Annotated in this window: 16 protein-coding genes; 11 read left to right on the top strand and 5 right to left on the bottom strand. The window is 59.7% G+C overall.

The features are described from left to right. Nucleotides 1-10: 10 nt before the first annotated feature. Nucleotides 11-1,180: a DUF3530 family protein gene (locus BMX80_RS08650; protein WP_139214056.1), complete on the bottom strand. Its 1,170-nt coding sequence runs from the start codon at nt 1,178-1,180 to the stop codon at nt 11-13. Nucleotides 1,181-1,282: 102 nt separating this feature from the next. Here BMX80_RS08650 and rpe point away from each other — a divergent pair, with 102 nt between their 5' ends. The 4 genes from rpe (at nt 1,283) to BMX80_RS08630 (ending at nt 4,905) form a co-directional block, all read left to right on the top strand. Further along, entirely contained in the window at nt 1,283-1,957 is a 675-nt protein-coding gene (gene rpe / locus BMX80_RS08645) for a ribulose-phosphate 3-epimerase (protein WP_074867292.1), read from the top strand. Beyond that, the gene (locus BMX80_RS08640) at nt 1,954-2,640 is read left to right on the top strand and encodes a phosphoglycolate phosphatase (RefSeq protein ID WP_074867290.1); all 687 of its coding nucleotides are present in this window, start codon (nt 1,954-1,956) and stop codon (nt 2,638-2,640) included. The genes rpe and BMX80_RS08640 overlap by 4 nt, the downstream gene beginning before the upstream one ends. A 220-nt stretch (nt 2,641-2,860) precedes the next feature. Then, nucleotides 2,861-4,342: an anthranilate synthase component I gene (trpE, locus tag BMX80_RS08635; protein ID WP_074867288.1), complete on the top strand. Its 1,482-nt coding sequence runs from the start codon at nt 2,861-2,863 to the stop codon at nt 4,340-4,342. Continuing rightward, the gene (locus BMX80_RS08630; protein ID WP_139214054.1) at nt 4,339-4,905 is read left to right on the top strand and encodes a TetR/AcrR family transcriptional regulator; all 567 of its coding nucleotides are present in this window, start codon (nt 4,339-4,341) and stop codon (nt 4,903-4,905) included. Before trpE ends, BMX80_RS08630 begins: the two co-directional genes overlap by 4 nt. Nucleotides 4,906-4,926: 21 nt before the next feature. On the opposite strand, the gene BMX80_RS08625 is transcribed toward BMX80_RS08630, so the two are convergent. Continuing rightward, the gene (locus tag BMX80_RS08625) at nt 4,927-5,367 is read right to left on the bottom strand and encodes a DUF2141 domain-containing protein (RefSeq protein ID WP_074867284.1); all 441 of its coding nucleotides are present in this window, start codon (nt 5,365-5,367) and stop codon (nt 4,927-4,929) included. Continuing rightward, complete coding sequence (locus BMX80_RS08620) at nt 5,364-6,482, bottom strand: aromatic ring-hydroxylating oxygenase subunit alpha (protein ID WP_074867282.1); 1,119 nt, start codon at nt 6,480-6,482, stop codon at nt 5,364-5,366. The genes BMX80_RS08625 and BMX80_RS08620 overlap by 4 nt, the downstream gene beginning before the upstream one ends. Before the next feature lie 78 nt (nt 6,483-6,560). Between BMX80_RS08620 and BMX80_RS08615 the strand changes: the two genes are divergently transcribed. The 6 genes from BMX80_RS08615 to trpC all read left to right on the top strand — a co-directional run bounded on the left by BMX80_RS08615 (nt 6,561) and on the right by trpC (nt 12,924). Continuing rightward, entirely contained in the window at nt 6,561-7,178 is a 618-nt protein-coding gene (locus BMX80_RS08615) for a hypothetical protein (protein WP_074867280.1), read from the top strand. Next, nucleotides 7,178-8,131, top strand: a complete 954-nt coding sequence (locus BMX80_RS08610; protein ID WP_074867278.1) for a sterol desaturase family protein — start codon at nt 7,178-7,180, stop codon at nt 8,129-8,131. Before BMX80_RS08615 ends, BMX80_RS08610 begins: the two co-directional genes overlap by 1 nt. A 48-nt stretch (nt 8,132-8,179) precedes the next feature. After that, on the top strand, nt 8,180-10,165 hold the full coding sequence (gene betT / locus BMX80_RS08605; protein WP_074867276.1) for a choline BCCT transporter BetT: 1,986 nt from the start codon (nt 8,180-8,182) through the stop codon (nt 10,163-10,165). A 258-nt stretch (nt 10,166-10,423) separates the two neighbouring features. Then, nucleotides 10,424-11,017, top strand: a complete 594-nt coding sequence (locus BMX80_RS08600; protein ID WP_071870803.1) for an aminodeoxychorismate/anthranilate synthase component II — start codon at nt 10,424-10,426, stop codon at nt 11,015-11,017. 27 nt (nt 11,018-11,044) lie between these two features. Continuing rightward, the gene (gene trpD, locus BMX80_RS08595; RefSeq protein WP_074867274.1) at nt 11,045-12,094 is read left to right on the top strand and encodes an anthranilate phosphoribosyltransferase; all 1,050 of its coding nucleotides are present in this window, start codon (nt 11,045-11,047) and stop codon (nt 12,092-12,094) included. Then, complete coding sequence (gene trpC, locus BMX80_RS08590) at nt 12,091-12,924, top strand: indole-3-glycerol phosphate synthase TrpC (RefSeq protein ID WP_074867272.1); 834 nt, start codon at nt 12,091-12,093, stop codon at nt 12,922-12,924. Before trpD ends, trpC begins: the two co-directional genes overlap by 4 nt. Nucleotides 12,925-12,977: 53 nt before the next feature. Here trpC and BMX80_RS08585 read toward each other — a convergent pair whose 3' ends face one another. Together BMX80_RS08585 and BMX80_RS08580 are read right to left on the bottom strand one after the other, a co-directional pair. Next, complete coding sequence (locus BMX80_RS08585) at nt 12,978-14,279, bottom strand: AmpG family muropeptide MFS transporter (protein ID WP_074867270.1); 1,302 nt, start codon at nt 14,277-14,279, stop codon at nt 12,978-12,980. A gap of 48 nt (nt 14,280-14,327) precedes the next feature. Beyond that, nucleotides 14,328-14,654: an MGMT family protein gene (locus tag BMX80_RS08580; protein ID WP_071870799.1), complete on the bottom strand. Its 327-nt coding sequence runs from the start codon at nt 14,652-14,654 to the stop codon at nt 14,328-14,330. 44 nt (nt 14,655-14,698) lie between these two features. Here BMX80_RS08580 and BMX80_RS08575 point away from each other — a divergent pair, with 44 nt between their 5' ends. Beyond that, nucleotides 14,699-15,721, top strand: coding sequence for a DUF481 domain-containing protein (locus BMX80_RS08575; protein WP_074867268.1), 1,023 nt, complete (start codon nt 14,699-14,701; stop codon nt 15,719-15,721). The last annotated feature ends 44 nt before the right edge of the window (nt 15,722-15,765 follow it).

Below are 15,765 nucleotides of genomic sequence, written 5' to 3'. Positions count from 1 at the left end.
GGTGCGCCGGTTATGGCGTGGCGCGGGTGGCTTGCAAGCGTAAGTCCAGCCAGCCGCGTACGCGCCGATAGAGCTGCTCTTGCTCGACTTTGGGGTTGCCGGGCAGTGCCTTCATGGCGATTTGAATGTAATTGGGCTGCGCCTGTTGCTTGGCAGCGTTCATGCGCAGGCGGGCGGCATTGCGGTCGGCGGGTTTGTCTTTGTAGTAGAAGTCGCCACTGACCACGTTTTTCAGTTCTTTCAGCGTTTCCGGCAGCGGCTCGCTGGCTTCGGCTGGCTGTTGCGCGGCGATTAGTAGCAGGTTAACCACGCCGCTGTTGGGGTTGCTTTTGAGATACTGCGCGGCCCAGTAAGCGCCGCTGCCATGCCCGAGCAGCACCACCGTCGGCAGGTTGCGCGCCATAGCGTGATCTATGCCGGCTTGAATGCGTGCCTGCACTAAGCTGCCGTAGTCGGCTTCTTCCATGCCGGCGCTTTCGCTGGCGTCGTTACCAGCCGTCGAGCCGCTTTGCACGCTGCTGGCTACTTCGGCGGCTATGTCGTCCGCCGCTTGGCTATCGTTGCTTGAGTCGGCGGCGCTGCTGGCAGGCGCTGGCTCATCGGCAGGGCGCGCTTGCGGCGCGTCGCTCGGGTCATCGGGCAGGCTCAGGCTGAGGGTTGCCCAGCTGTTGTCCGGCAGGCGTTGGCGCAGCGGCGCTATGGTTTTTGGCCAGTCGGCATGTTCGCCGGTGCCGGGCACCAGAATCACCACGCCAGCGGCTTGCGGGGCGTTGGCGGGTTTCCACAGGGCGAGAAACTCTTTGTGGCCATCGGAGAGGCGCTGCTGCTCGTCATCGGTAATCACGCGAGCGATTTCCACTTCGGCCACTTCGCTGCGCTCCGGAAGCTCTGCGCGCTCAACTTCAGCCTCAGTTTCAGTTTCCGTCCCAGCTTCTGGCTCTGCGGTGGTGCTTGCTGCGTCGCTATCGGGCTCTTGCGTGTCGCTGGTGCTGTTGGCATCGGCTGGCGCGGCGGTATCGGCACTGTCGGTGTTATCGGCCGGTGGCGCATCGGCACTTGGGCTGGGCGCGGCGGCGCTGCTGGCGTCGGCTGCGGCGGCAGGTTCCTCGCTCAGTGCGGTGGTGCCGTAAGCGAGCAAGCTCAAGGATAGGGTCAGTGGTAGCAAGCGAAGCGGTGACATGGCGAACTCCAAAGGGCCGATGGCAACAATGTCGGCCAAGTGGCGAAAAAATTGACCGGCATAAGGGTTAGAATAGCGGCCTTTTTCGTTGTGGAGCCGCCCATGCAACCCTTTGCCATTGCCCCGTCGATTCTTTCCGCCGACTTTGCCCGCCTAGGCGAAGACGTAGACAAGGTGCTGGCCGCCGGCGCGGATATCGTCCACTTCGACGTGATGGACAACCATTACGTGCCCAACCTGACCATCGGCCCGATGGTGTGCACCGCGCTACGCAAATACGGCGTGACTGCGCCGATTGACGTGCATCTGATGGTTAAGCCGGTGGATCGCATCATCGGCGACTTCTTGGAAGCTGGTGCCAGCTACATCACCTTCCATCCCGAAGGCAGCGAGCACATCGACCGCTCGTTGCAGCTGATTAAAGACGGCGGCGCCAAGGCCGGTTTGGTATTTAACCCGGCCACCTCGCTGGATTGTCTGAAATACGTGATGGACAAGGTCGATATGATCTTGCTGATGAGCGTGAACCCGGGCTTCGGCGGACAAAAATTTATCCCCGGTACTCTGGATAAGCTGCGTGAAGCGCGTGCGCTGATCGATGCCTCGGGCCGCGAGATTCGCTTAGAAATCGACGGCGGCGTGAATGTGCAGAACATCCGCGCGATTGCCGAGGCTGGTGCTGATACCTTTGTTGCTGGCTCGGCCATCTTCAATCAACCGGACTACAAAGCCGTGATCGACGCCATGCGCAGCGAGCTGGCACAAGCCCGCGTATGACCGCGATTGAGCGCTTATGTGGCGGCTGGCCTCAGTTGGTGATGTTTGATCTGGACGGCACCTTAGTGGATTCCGTGCCCGATCTGGCCGCAGCGGTCGACAGTATGCTGGCCCAGCTGGATCGCCCAGCGGCCGGCATCGACAAGGTGCGCGACTGGGTGGGCAATGGCGCAGTTGTGTTGGTGCGCCGTGCGCTGGCGGATGATTTACACGCGCAGGGCGTGGACGACGCGCTCGCCGCACAGGGCTTGGCGCTGTTTGAGGCGGCTTATGCCAGTAGCCACCACGCCACGCGGGTCTATCCCGGTGCGTTGGAATTCCTCCACGCACTGCATGCGCGCGGCACTCCGCTGGCCTTAGTGACGAACAAAACCAGCCGCTTCTTGCCCGAACTGCTCGCGCAGGTCGGTATGGCCGAGCTGTTCCGCTGGCAAATCGGCGGCGACACCTTCGCGCAGAAAAAGCCCGACCCGTATGCGCTGCACTGGTTGCTGCAGCAAGCCGGAGTGCGCGCCGAGCAGGCGCTGTTTATCGGTGATTCGCGCAATGACGTGCTCGCGGCTAAGGCCGCCCAGGTGCCGGTGGCGGCGGTTACGTATGGCTATAACCATGGTCAGTCGATTGCCAGCGAGGCGCCGGATTGGCTGGGCGATGATCTACGCCTGCTGTTGGCCGTTGCGTAAAGTGGGCGGCTTGGTTAGGGTTGAGCCCTACGCATCGGAGAACACCGCGTGGCTACCTTTCGCACTGCAATGATCCTACTGGCCTTACTCAAGGCCTTCGCGCGTTGGCGCTGGCGCGCCTAATCACGCCCGCCGGCTGTGCCGGATTGCTTTGCTCACGTTTCCGAACGCTTAGCGCGCCTTGCGCAAATACAGGCCGCGCCTGATCTCTGAGGTTGTTATGACTCGCGACGAATTTCTCCAGCTGGCCAGCGCCGGCTATACCCGTGCGCCGCTGGTGCGCGAAGTGCTGGCTGACTTAGATACCCCGTTATCCACCTATTTAAAGCTCGCCGACGGCCCGTATTCCTATTTGCTGGAGTCGGTACAAGGCGGTGAGAAATGGGGCCGTTACTCGATTATCGGCCTGCCGTGCCGCACGCGGATTCGCGTGCAAGGCCAGTGCGTGTTCTTAGAGCGCGACGGCGATGTGCTGGAGCAGTGCGAAGTGGCTGACCCGCTGGCGTGGATCGAAGCCTACCAAGCGCGCGAGAAAGTCGCGCCGCTGGCGCAGATGCCGCGTTTCTCCGGCGGTTTAGTGGGTTATTTCGGCTACGACACCGTGCGCTATATCGAGCCGCGCTTAAAAGACGGTGTGCCGGAAGATGTGCTCGGCACGCCGGATATCCTCTTGATGGTGTCGGACGAGCTGGTGGTGTTCGATAACCTCTCCGGCAAATTGCTGCTGATCGTGCATGCCGACCCGCGTGATGCGGCGAGCTTCGACGCGGCGCAAGCGCGCCTCGATGAACTGGTCACGCAGCTGCGCGATGCACGCATTCAGCGCCCCACGCATAGCCCGCGTGACGTCGCCGAAGATGCGTTTCGCTCCAGCACTGGCGAGCAGCCGTTCCATCAGGCCGTGGACACCATCAAAGACTACATTCTGGCCGGCGATGTGATGCAGGTGGTGGTCGCCCAGCGCATGAGCGTCGAGTACCAAGCGCCGCCGCTGGATTTGTACCGCGCGCTGCGTTCGCTGAATCCCTCGCCGTATATGTTCTATTTGAACTTGGACGGCTTCCACGTGGCTGGTTCGTCGCCAGAGATTTTGGCCCGCTTGGAAGACGGCATCGTCACTGTGCGACCGATTGCTGGCACGCGCAAACGCGGCGCCACGCCGGAGAAAGACAAAGCGTTAGAAGCCGACTTGCTCGCCGACCCGAAAGAAATCGCCGAGCACCTGATGCTGATCGACTTAGGCCGTAACGACGTGGGCCGTGTGGCGAAAACCGGCACCGTCGAACTCACCGACAAGATGGTGGTTGAGCGTTATTCGCACGTCATGCACATCGTCTCCAATGTCGAAGGTGAGCTGAAAGAGGGCATGGGCGCACTGGATGTGCTGCGTGCCACCTTCCCAGCCGGCACCTTGTCGGGCGCGCCGAAGATTCGCGCGATGGAAATCATCGACGAGCTGGAGCCGGTCAAGCGCGGCGTGTACGGCGGCGCGGTGGGTTACTTGGCCTACAACGGCAACATGGACACGGCGATTGCTATCCGCACCGCCGTGATCAAAGACGGTCAGCTGCATATCCAAGCCGGTGCCGGTGTGGTGGCCGACTCGGTGCCTGCACTGGAGTGGATGGAAACCCTCAACAAGGGCCGCGCCGTGTTCCGCGCGGTGAGCTTGGCTGAGCGTGGGTTGGACCAAGCGCAGTGAGTGACGCGCCCGCCAAACGTGGTCGTAAGGCGCTATTGCGCTCGACCATTATGGAGGCCGCCGTCAGCGTGCTGGCGGCGCAGCCGGCAGCCACCTTGCAAGAGGTGGCGGCTGCGGCTGGCGTCGGGCGGGCCACGCTGTACCGTTACTTTCCTAATCGTGAAGCGCTGATTTTGGCGCTGGCGCAGGCCAGCCTCGATGATGCGCAGGCGCTGAGCGATGAGCTGGCCGCGCAGCACGAAGATTTGCGCGAGTATTTTGAGGCGCTGCTTGGCGCCTTGATTGCCCAAGGCCAGCGCTATCACTACCTCGCCAGCGACAGCACCGCGCTGCAAGACCCGCAGATTCAACAAGCCTACGACGCGCAGCTGGCCAGCATGCACGACCTGCTTGCCGAGATGCAGACCGAAGGCTTGTTGGCCGCCGACCTGCCAACCGCGTGGCTTAACCAATGGCTCGACGGCTTGATCTACAGCGCTTGGCAATTTGCCCGCGAAAACCCCGCCGCCGATGTATTGGCTTTAACCCTGCGCAGCTTTTATCAAGGCGCCGCGCAGCAGTAAGCCATACTCAATCCGCCGTCTTTAGCGGTAGTGAAACAGGCGAATCTGCTCCACATGGCCTTGGGCTTCTAAACGAAACGCGCTTTCCTCAAAGGTCGGCATGCTCACGCGGCCGCGCTGTTTAGAAAAGCCAAACGGCTCGGCGGGAAAACCGCTGTCTTTTAAATCCACCTGCGCGTTGTCGTTGCTGTCCTGATACACCATCACGGCGTAGTGGCCGGCGGGTAAGTCATGCAGGGTGACTTTCTGGCTTGCCGTTTGCGGGCTGAACGACCACTCGTGCAGGCCTTGGCCCATGGCTTCAAAGTTGGCCTTGCCGTGATAGAGCATCAGCCAAACACGGCCCTGTTCGGGGATTAAGCGCTTGAGCTCAATGGTTAAGTCAGCCGCTTGCAGGGTGCTGCTTAGGCATAGGCCGTTGAGCAGAATGCTGAGGGATTTCAGACGGGCTAGCGTTTTCATCGGTTGGCCTTCATGTCTTTCAGGTAGCTCAAAATGGCTTGTTGGAAGTGCGCGAGCGGCGCTTCGAGCTCTTCGGCCAGTGCGCCGACTTGGTAGGCTGGGGAGTGCATAGAGCGCTGAATGGCCTCGCACACGGCGATGTCTTCGCCCATCAGGTCGCCGGTTTTCACCGGGTGGTCGGCGCTGCCGGGGCTTTTCGGCTCGCGCAGCATTAAGTAGCGCAGCGTGGACACCGGCATGGCCCAGCTGCGGATGGTCACCCGAGTGGTGAGCGCATCCAGCGGTTCGATGTGCAGTAGCGACCAGCTTTCCTCGCTGGCGGTAATGCCTAAATTGGGAAACAGCAAATGCACATAGGCACCTAAGTGCTTCGGGTCTTGGCCGGGAATCAGCGGGTAGCTGCTACTGCTTAAGGCTGCTTTATGGCCCTCGGCGGTTAGCGGCTGATAGAAGTACCAGTGCGGGCCGAGTTGGCCCTGTGCGATGGCGTCGTGGTCGTAGTGCTTGCCGAGACTCACCGAGTGCAAGTGGCGCAGGTGATAGCCGTCCATGTAGTTCTCAACAAACACTTTCCAGTTGGCCTTGAGGGTGTGTACCTCCACCGGTTGCTCTTCGCAGGCGCTTAAGTCGTGCGGGGCGAGGGTGTCTTCAAGGCCGGCAAACCACTGCGCCAGAGGCACGGCATCGGGTTGGGTGTGGCCAAACATCAAACCCTGCCATTCGTCCAAGGCGCCACGCTTTAACCCCATCTCTGCTTTATTCAAACAAGGGAAGCGCTCGGCTTGCGGTAGCGCACGCAGGCTGCCGTCTTGCTGATACGTCCAGCTGTGATACGGGCAGCGCAGGTGTTGCGGCAGTGCGCCGCTGCCTTCCAGTAGCGGCATGCCGCGGTGTCGGCAGAGGTTGTGCAGCAAACGCAGGGTGCCGTCTTGGTCGCGCAACAGCAGCATGGGGTAGCTACCCAGTTGCACGCAGCGGTAGTGGCCGGCGGCGGGCATTTCATCGGCAGGGCCGAGGTACTGCCAGCTGTGGCCAAACAGGTACTGCTGCTCGGCGGCGTACCACTCGGCGCTTAAATAGGCTTCGCGGGGTAGGGTTTGTTGGGGTTGCGACATAGGTCCTCCAAAAAAATAACGAGACATGCGTGTTTCAAATATATATGATGCACGCGTGTCTCACAATGAGGATAGGTTATGCAGGCCTTGAAGTACGTCTTAGGCACCGCCGCAATCGTGGCCTTGGTCGTGGCCTTGGTCGTGGGTTTGGTGTGGTTGCAGCCGCACAACACTGTGTTGCCGGTGACTGTCGCGCCAGAGGTGATCGTGCCGCAAACCGTGGCGCCGCAAGCCAGCGTGCCGGCAAAGCCCGCGGCGCAGCAGCCGGTGCGTCAGGCAGCTATCAATAGCCAGCAGGCTGCCGTGCAGACGGTAGTCGGGGTTACGCAAACCCTGTCGCTGGTGGCGGTAGATCAACTCTGGCAGCGCTTTGAAGACAACACGGCCTTGCATGCCGCGCTAAAGCCCGGTGAGGCCACGGTGTGGGTGTGGTATCGCGATTTCTCCGCCGACTTTGCACAAGCCAAAGTCACCATCGGTTATCCGCAAGAGCGCTTGTTTACCGCCAGTGAGCCTGCGGTGCAGGTGCCCAATGCGCGTTTGCAGAAGGTGGCCAGCAGCAGTGCGCAAGGCGTGTGGCAGCAGTTGGATTACGCTCGTGGAGTCATCGGCGTGGTGGAAAAACACCGCCTGGATTACCAAGGCGAGTTACTGAGTAGTGAGTTTTCGGTGTTGTACACCAGTGAGGTGCAGTGATGGAGTGGCTTAACGCGTTAGTCAGCCGCGTCAGCGAGCAAGAGCTGTTTGGTTGGGAGCTGTGGGTGGATGACGGCTTCTTTGTCGTGGCTATGTTGGTGTTTGTCGTCGAGCTGATTCGCTTGGCGATTAAACGCAAGCTGAGCTGGAACATGCTCGGCGACTCGGTCACCAACTTTATAACCTTGGCGGCGTTTATCACCCTTTCGGCGGTGTTGATTGCCGGCTTCTACACCACAGTGTTCTACGTGGTGTACGAGAACTTTAGTCTGTTCCAGCTGCCGATGACCTGGTGGACGGTGCTGGGCTGCTTGATTCTGGCCGACCTTGCCTATTACTGGGAGCACCGCTTTCTGCACCGCGTAGGCTTTGCCTGGGCCACGCACACGGTTCATCACAGCTCGCCGTATTTCAATATCTCGGTGGCTTATCGCTTTGGTCCGCTGGATGGTTTCTTCCCGCTGTTCTTCTACTTGCCGCTGGCGGCGTTGGGCTTTCACCCGGCGATGATCTTTCTCTGCGAAGTGGTGGTGCAGGTGTATCAAACCCTGCTGCACACCGAAGCCGTGGGCAAGCTGCCAAAGCCGATTGAGGCGGTGATGAACACCCCGTCGCACCATCGCGTGCACCACGCCACTAATCGTCAGTACTTGGACAAGAACTACGCCGGCATCCTAATTATTTGGGATCGCCTATTCGGCAGCTTTGCCGAAGAACAAGAGACTGTGCGTTATGGCGTGTATCCGCGCATCAACAGCATTAACCCGCTGGTGGTGTTCTTCCATGGTTACACCAAGCTATTGCGCCAAGTGGTGAATGCTAAAAGTGTCGGTGAGGCGATCAATTATCTGATCAAACCGCCGGGCTGGGCGTGGGAGCAAGCGCAGCTGCGCGAGCGTGAGGCGCAATCGGCCGCTGTGCATAAACCGATGTCCGCTGAGGCAAAGCAATAAATCCCAGCCTCTCTATACTGAACGCCAGTCATTATGGAGAGGTTTTCAATGAGCAATACTCACGTAGAAACCGCGCCCAAAGCGCGGTTTCACGCGCCGGTGTTCTATCCGGCGTCGGCTTTGGTGATAGTGCTGGTGTTGTTTGCCGCGCTGGCGCCAGAACTTGCGGACAGCCTGTTTAAGCAGCTGCAAGGCACGATTGTGACCAACGCCGGTTGGTTTTATGTGCTCGCCGTGGCGCTGATTCTGCTCACGGTGACCTTTCTCGGTTTGTCGCGCTATGGCGAGATCAAGCTAGGGCCAGATCACTCCACGCCGGATTACTCCAACGTCACTTGGTTTGCCATGCTGTTTTCTGCCGGTATGGGCATTGGCTTGATGTTCTTTGGTGTGGCCGAGCCGGTGATGCACTTTATGGCGCCGCCGGTGGGCGATGCGCAAACTGTGGCTGCCGCGCGTGAGGCGATGAAGATCACCTTCTTCCACTGGGGCCTGCATGCGTGGGCCATCTACGCGATTGTGGCGCTGATTCTGGCCTTTTTTAGCTATCGCCACGGCCTGCCGCTGACCCTGCGCTCGGCCTTGTACCCCTTAATTGGCGAGCGTATTTACGGGCCGATTGGCCACGCGGTGGATGTCTTCGCGGTGATCGGCACGGTGTTCGGTGTCGCCACTTCGCTGGGCTATGGCGTGATGCAGGTGAATGCCGGGCTTAACCATCTATTCGATGTCCCGGTGGGTGTGACCACGCAAATCATGCTGATTGCGGGCGTGACCTTGCTGGCGATTATCTCGGTGACCACCGGTTTGGATAAGGGCATTAAGCTGCTGTCTGAGCTCAATATGGGCTTGGCAGTGCTGTTGGTGGTGGTGATTCTGCTGCTCGGCCCCACGGTGTTTTTGCTGCAAGCCTTTGTGCAGAACACCGGTGCTTACGCGGCAGATATCGTCAGTCACACCTTTAACCTGTTCGCCTACGAGAAGACTGACTGGATTGGCGGCTGGACGATCCTCTACTGGGGCTGGTGGATGAGCTGGGCGCCGTTTGTCGGCCTGTTTATCGCGCGGGTTTCCCGTGGTCGCACCATTCGCGAGTTCGCCTTGGGCGTGCTGTTTGTGCCGACCGGCTTCACCTTGCTGTGGATGACTGTGTTCGGTAACTCCGCCATCGAGCTGATCCTCAATCAAGGTCAAGCGGCACTGGGGCAGGCGGTATCCAACGATGTGGCGCTGGCGCTGTTCGCCTTCTTAGAACACTTCCCCTTCTCGGGGCTGCTGTCGATTATCGCCATGGTCATGGTGGTGGTGTTCTTTGTTACCTCGTCGGACTCAGGCTCCATGGTGGTGGATATGCTTTGCTCGCGTGGGCACGACAACACCCCGCTGTGGCAGCGCGTGTACTGGGCCGCCGGCGAAGGCGTGGTGGCTGCTGTGCTACTGCTGGCCGGTGGTTTGGGAGCGCTGCAAACCATGACCATTGCCAGCGCCTTGCCGTTTGCCGTGGTGCTGTTGGTGGCCACTTACGGGCTGATTAAAGCGCTACGGGTCGACCTGTATAAGCGCGAAAGCTTGCAGCTCAACGTGCAGCCGATGGGGGCAGTGGCGAGCGGCGGCTCGTGGAAAGAGCGCCTGCACAGCATCATCGACTATCCCTCGCAGGATGTAGTAGTGCGCTATATCGAAGACACCGTGCGCCCAGCCATGGAAGAAATCGCCAGCGAACTCAACGGCAAAGGCATCGAGGCCCGCGTCAGCAGTGTCGGTGCCGGTCGCTACAGCTTAAATGTGGGCCACGGCGAAGAAATCGACTTCCTCTACCGCGTTTGGGCGCGTGGGCATATCAAGCCGGCGTTCTTAAACCCCGATGTAGCCGAAAGCGATGTCGACGAAGCGCAAAAATACTACCGCGCCGAAGTGCACCTGCGCGAAGGCGGGCAAGACTACGACATCATGGGTTGGTCAAAAGACGGCGTGATCAGCGATATCGTCGACCAGTACCACAAGCACCAGCATTTCTTGCATTTGCTGCGCTGATTAGCCTTGGCTTAGCCACAAGCCGCGTGCGTCCTGCGCGCGGCTTGTTTGCTTTAGGAGCGTGGGGTAAGGTTGCGCTGTTGAAGTGAGACTTTACCGTGACTGCGATTCGTAACTTCCCCTGCCTGTTCAAGGCTCTGGCGCGTTGGCGCTGGTGCGCCTGATCTCTCTTCGCCGCGCTCTGCGGCTCTCGTGTGTTGCCTGCCGTTTTGCCCGCTATTGAACAGTTCAGCGCCCAGCGCTGATGAGGAAGCCAGCATGTTGCTGATGATCGACAATTACGACTCTTTTACCTACAACGTGGTGCAGTACCTGGGCGAGTTGGGCGCCGAGGTCAAAGTGGTGCGCAATGACGAACTGAGCGTGGCGCAAATTGAAGCGCTGCAGCCTGAGCGCATTGTGATCTCCCCCGGCCCGTGTACCCCCAATGAAGCCGGCGTATCGCTGGCGGTGATCAAACACTTTGCCGGCAAGCTGCCGATTTTGGGCGTGTGCTTGGGCCATCAAAGTATTGGCCAAGCCTTTGGTGGCGAAGTGGTGCGTGCCCGCCAAGTGATGCACGGTAAAACCAGCCCTGTGCTGCATGCCGATCACGGCGTGTTTGCCGGTTTAAATAACCCGCTTACCGTGACGCGTTACCACTCGCTGGTGGTGAAGCGGGAAACCTTGCCCGATTGTTTAGAGATCACCGCGTGGACGGCCCATGAAGACGGCACGCCGGATGAAATCATGGGCTTGCGCCATCGCGACTACGTGATCGAGGGCGTGCAGTTTCACCCCGAGTCGATCCTCACCGAACAGGGCCACGAGCTGTTCGCTAACTTCTTAAAGCAAACCGGCGGCCGTCGCTAAGCGGCGCTGCGCACACAGGGGGCGCCCATGGATATCAAACAGGCACTGAGTCAGGTGGTCAGCGGGAAGAGTTTATTAACCGCCGACATGCAGATGGTGATGCGCCAGATCATGACCGGCCAATGCACCGATGCGCAGATTGGCGCCTTGCTAGTGGCGCTGCGCATGAAAGGCGAGAGCATCGACGAGATCGTCGGCGCTGCCAGCGTAATGCGTGAGCTGGCCCATCAAGTCAGCGTGCCCGGCACCGCCAAATTGGTGGATACCTGCGGCACCGGCGGCGATGGCGCGAATATCTTTAACGTGTCTACCGCAGCGGCGTTTGTAGTCGCGGCGGCGGGCGGCAAAGTTGCCAAGCACGGCAATCGGGCGATTTCCGGTAAGAGCGGCAGTGCCGACTTGCTAGAAGCCGCCGGCGTGTACCTAAACCTAACCCCCGAACAAGTGGCGCGTTGCATCGACACCGTTGGCGTCGGCTTTATGTTTGCCCCCGCGCACCACGGCGCGATGAAGCACGCCATCGGCCCGCGCCGCGAGCTGGGCCTGCGCACCGTATTCAATATGCTTGGCCCGATGACTAACCCGGCTGGGGTGAAGCACCAAGTGATTGGTGTGTTCGACAAAGCCCTGTGCCGCCCGATGGCCGAAGTGCTCGGTCGCTTGGGCAGTGAGCACGTGCTGGTGGTGCATGCCGAAGATGGTTTGGATGAGTTCACCTTGGCTGGCGCGACCTTTGTGGCTGAGCTAAAAAACGGCCAAGTCAGCGAATACAGTGTGCGCCCCGAAGACGTCGGTTTGCTCAGCCAAACCTTAGACGGCTTGGGTGTGGATGATGCGCAGGCCTCGCTGGCGCTGATCCGCGATGCGCTGGGCAAGCGCCAGAGCGATAAGGCGAAAAAAGCCGCCGATATGATCGCTCTCAATGCTGGTGCGGCCTTGTATGCCTGCGACTTGGCAGAAAGCCTGCGTGAAGGCGTGCACTTGGCCCAAGACGCCCTGCAAACCGGCCTGGCGCGCGAGAAGCTCGACGAGCTGGCGGCCTTTACCGAAGTATTCCGCGAGGAAGCGCAAGCATGAGCATGCCCACCGTGCTGGAAAAAATCGTTGCCCGTAAGCACGAAGAAATTGCCGCGCGCAGCGCCCGCGTGAGTCTTGCCGAGTTGGACGCGCAAGCCAAAGCCGCCGACCCGGTGCGCGGCTTTGCTGCTGCCTTGCAAGCGCGGGCGGACAAACAGCAGCCGGCGGTGATCGCCGAAATCAAAAAAGCCTCGCCGAGCAAAGGCGTGTTGCGTGAGCACTTTGTGCCCGCCGAGATTGCCCAGAGCTATGCCGCCGCCGGTGCGGCGTGCTTGTCGGTGCTTACCGATGTGGATTTCTTCCAAGGCGCCGATGCTTACCTGCAAGAGGCCCGCGCGGCCTGCAACCTGCCGGTGATTCGCAAAGACTTCTTGATCGACCCGTACCAAGTGGTTGAAGCCCGCGCCTTGGGCGCAGACTGCGTGCTGCTGATCGCCGCCTGCTTAGACGACGCGCAACTGGTGGATTTGTCGCAAGTGGCCAAAGACCAAGGCCTCGACGTGCTGGTGGAGGTGCACGATGGTGAAGAATTAGAGCGCGCCCTCAAGCACACCGACACGCCGCTCTTGGGCATCAATAACCGCAATCTGCATACCTTTGAGGTGAGCCTAGAAACCACCTTAGACCTGTTGCCACGTGTGCCGCGTGATCGCTTGCTGATCACCGAAAGCGGCATCCTCAACAAGGCCGATGTCGAGTTGATGCTGCTCAGCAATGTGTACGGTTTTTTGGTCGGTGAAGCCTTTATGCGCGCCGATAGCCCCGGTGATGAGCTGCAGCGTTTGTTCTTCGGTGGCCATAAGCCGGTGTTTGCGCCGGACGTCGGTTAATCGCATCACACTAAAGCATCAGGCCGCTCTCGTAGCGGCCTGATTGTTTTGGCTTAAGCGTTTTTCTGCTGCCGCCACAGCCAGCTGATCAGCAGCAGGGTGGGGATGCCTAGCACAGTGGTGAGCAAGAAGAAGTCGATGTAGCCCAGCTGCTCGACCATCACCCCTGAATAACCGCCTGCCAAGCGCGGCAACAGCAGCATAAACGAGCTGAACAAGGCGTATTGCGTGGCCGAGAACTGCACATTGGTCAGGCTCGACAGGTAAGCAATAAACGCTGCGCTGGCTAAGCCGCCGGAGAAGTTATCCGCGCTGATCGCCACCACCAAGCCTAAGGTGTCTGGGCCAAGATGCGCCAAATAAGCGAACAGCAAGTTGGTCAGCGCGCTGAGCAAGCCGCCGGCAAATAGAATCGGCAGAATGCCGTAGCGGGCAATCAATAAGCCGCCGGCTGCCGCGCCCACTAAGGTCATGATCAGGCCGAAGACCTTGCTCACGCTGGCGATGGTGTCTTTGCTGTAGCCAATGTCGATATAGAACACATTGCTCATCACGCCCATCACCGTATCGGACATCCGATAGGTGGCGATCAGCGCGAGCAGCAAGATTGCCTGCTTGCCGTAGCGCTGAATAAAGTCGCTAAACGGCGCGATGATGGTTTGCTGTATCCACTGTGCGCCGCTGCGTTTCTCCGGCGTGGGTGGTAGTGCAATGTTTGGCTCTTTGATCCACAAGGTGGTGGCGATGCCGGGAATCATCAGCAGAGCCAACACTAAATAGCTGCTCTGCCACGCGCTGGCGCTGTAGCTGCTGACACTGGAACCAAACCCCTCGGCCAGATACAAAGCCCCCGCGCCAGACACCAGCGCCGCCACGCGATAACCGGTCATGTAGGTGGCTGCCAAGGTGGCTTGCAGGCTGTCTTCGGCAATCTCGATACGGTAAGCGTCGATGGCGATATCTTGCGTGGCCGAAGCGAATGCCACTAGGACGGCTAAGCCAATCAAGGGCAGTAGTGCTTGTTGCGGGTCGAGTAAGGCCATGCCAGCCAGCCCGGCACTCACTAATAACTGGGCGAATAACAGCCATGAGCGGCGTCGGCCTAAACGGTGCAGCACGGGTAAACGCAGGTGGTCGAGTAACGGCGACCAGATCCATTTAAAGGCATAGGCCAAGCCAATCAGACTGGCGAAACCGATATGTTCGCGAGCGATGCCTGCCTCGCGCAGCCACACCGACAGGGTAGAAAACACCAGCATATACGGCAGGCCAGCGGCAAAGCCGAGGGCTAATAAGGCCAGTGCGGATGGGGATAAATAAGTACGGGCGGCTTCGCGCCAAGTGGTTTGCGTCATGCGGCGGGGCTTCCAAAGTCAGCGCGCACTGTAGCGTGCTCAGCCTGCTCAGGGCCAGCCGTAGCGGCGCAGGTTAACGCGGTCGTTGTGTAACACGATGCCCTCGGCAGCTAAGCGTTGGCGCTGTTCACTGCCGCTGGCGCTGCCGGCCGGCAGGCTAATGCGTCCGCCGGCGGCAATCACCCGGTGCCAGGGTAAGTGCGTGCCCTCGGGCAGGGTGCTTAAGGTGCGGCCTACCCAGCGCGCGGCGCGGCCTAACCCCGCTAGCTCGGCAACTTGGCCATAGGTGCACACGCGCCCCTCAGGAATCTGCGCTAACACGCTAAAGAGTGCTAAACGGCGTTCATCGGCGGCGGGCGGTAGTGGCTTTTGCATGCAATGGCTGGATAATTGGCGGCTGATTTTTTGGGGGGGCTTGGATGGTGCGGTATTGGATAGCCGGCTGGCTAGTGCTGGCGGCTACAGCGGTGAGCGCTGACACAGTGTGGTTAAAAAATGGCGATCGCCTAAGTGGCGAAGTGATTCTGCTTGATGGCGGCACGTTGGTATTTCGCACCCCCTATGCGGGGCGCCTGCAGATTGAGTGGGCAGACGTCGAAACCTTGAGCTCCAGTAAAGAGCTGCTGGTTAAAGAGGGCGTTGATGCCAGCGAGCGCAGCAAAGAGCTAGAAGCTGCCGGCAGCGGCATGGTGCGCGTAATGAATGGCGAGGCGCCACGCACGGTGCCCTTGGCCAGCATTACCCAGATGATGCCGCCTAAGCCTTTTGTGGAAGACTTCCTCTGGGAAGGCAATATCGATGGCTCGTTGGATGTGAAGCGCAAAGAAGACGACTCCGATAAGCTGCGCTTTAAAGCCAATAACCGCCTACAGCATGGGCGTTGGCGGCATCGCTTTAATGCAGAAACTGAATACGAAACCAAGAACAGCGAGAAGAAAGAAGACAACTACACGCTGGAATATAGCCTCGACCGCTTTTTGACCGATCAGTGGTTTTGGACCACCGGCTACAAATACCAGCGTGATCGCTTTGAGGAGCTGGAGCGCCAGCGCGAAATCGGTACCGGTCCCGGTTATCGCTTTTGGGATAACGAGCTAGGCCGCTTTGAACTGACCGCCGAACTGAATCGACTGATCTACGACCAGAATCTCGATGATGAAAACGGCCGACGGCACGAGCGCGAGTCTATCGATACCGGCAGTGTGAACTGGGATTACAAGCGTTTGCTGTGGGGCAGTCAGTTCGAATTAACCGCAACAGGGGTGATTCACTTCCCGTTCACCCAGCAAGTGGATTACGCCACGCGCGGCGATATGGGCTTGCGTTATCGGATTAACGATTGGGCGCGCCTGTCGCTGCTCTACGAGTTTGATCAGGTGCGCGGCTTAGAAGAAACCTACACCGAGAAACGCTACCTGTTGGGCCTAGGCGTGGGCTGGTAGCGTTTACCGTCGGGCATAAAAAACGCCGCTGGGGTCAACCGCAG

It is taken from the genome of Atopomonas hussainii, assembly GCF_900109735.1.
Taxonomy (GTDB): domain Bacteria; phylum Pseudomonadota; class Gammaproteobacteria; order Pseudomonadales; family Pseudomonadaceae; genus Atopomonas; species Atopomonas hussainii.
Note: the sequence above shows the minus strand (reverse complement) of the source record. Positions and strands in the feature narration are given on the sequence as shown.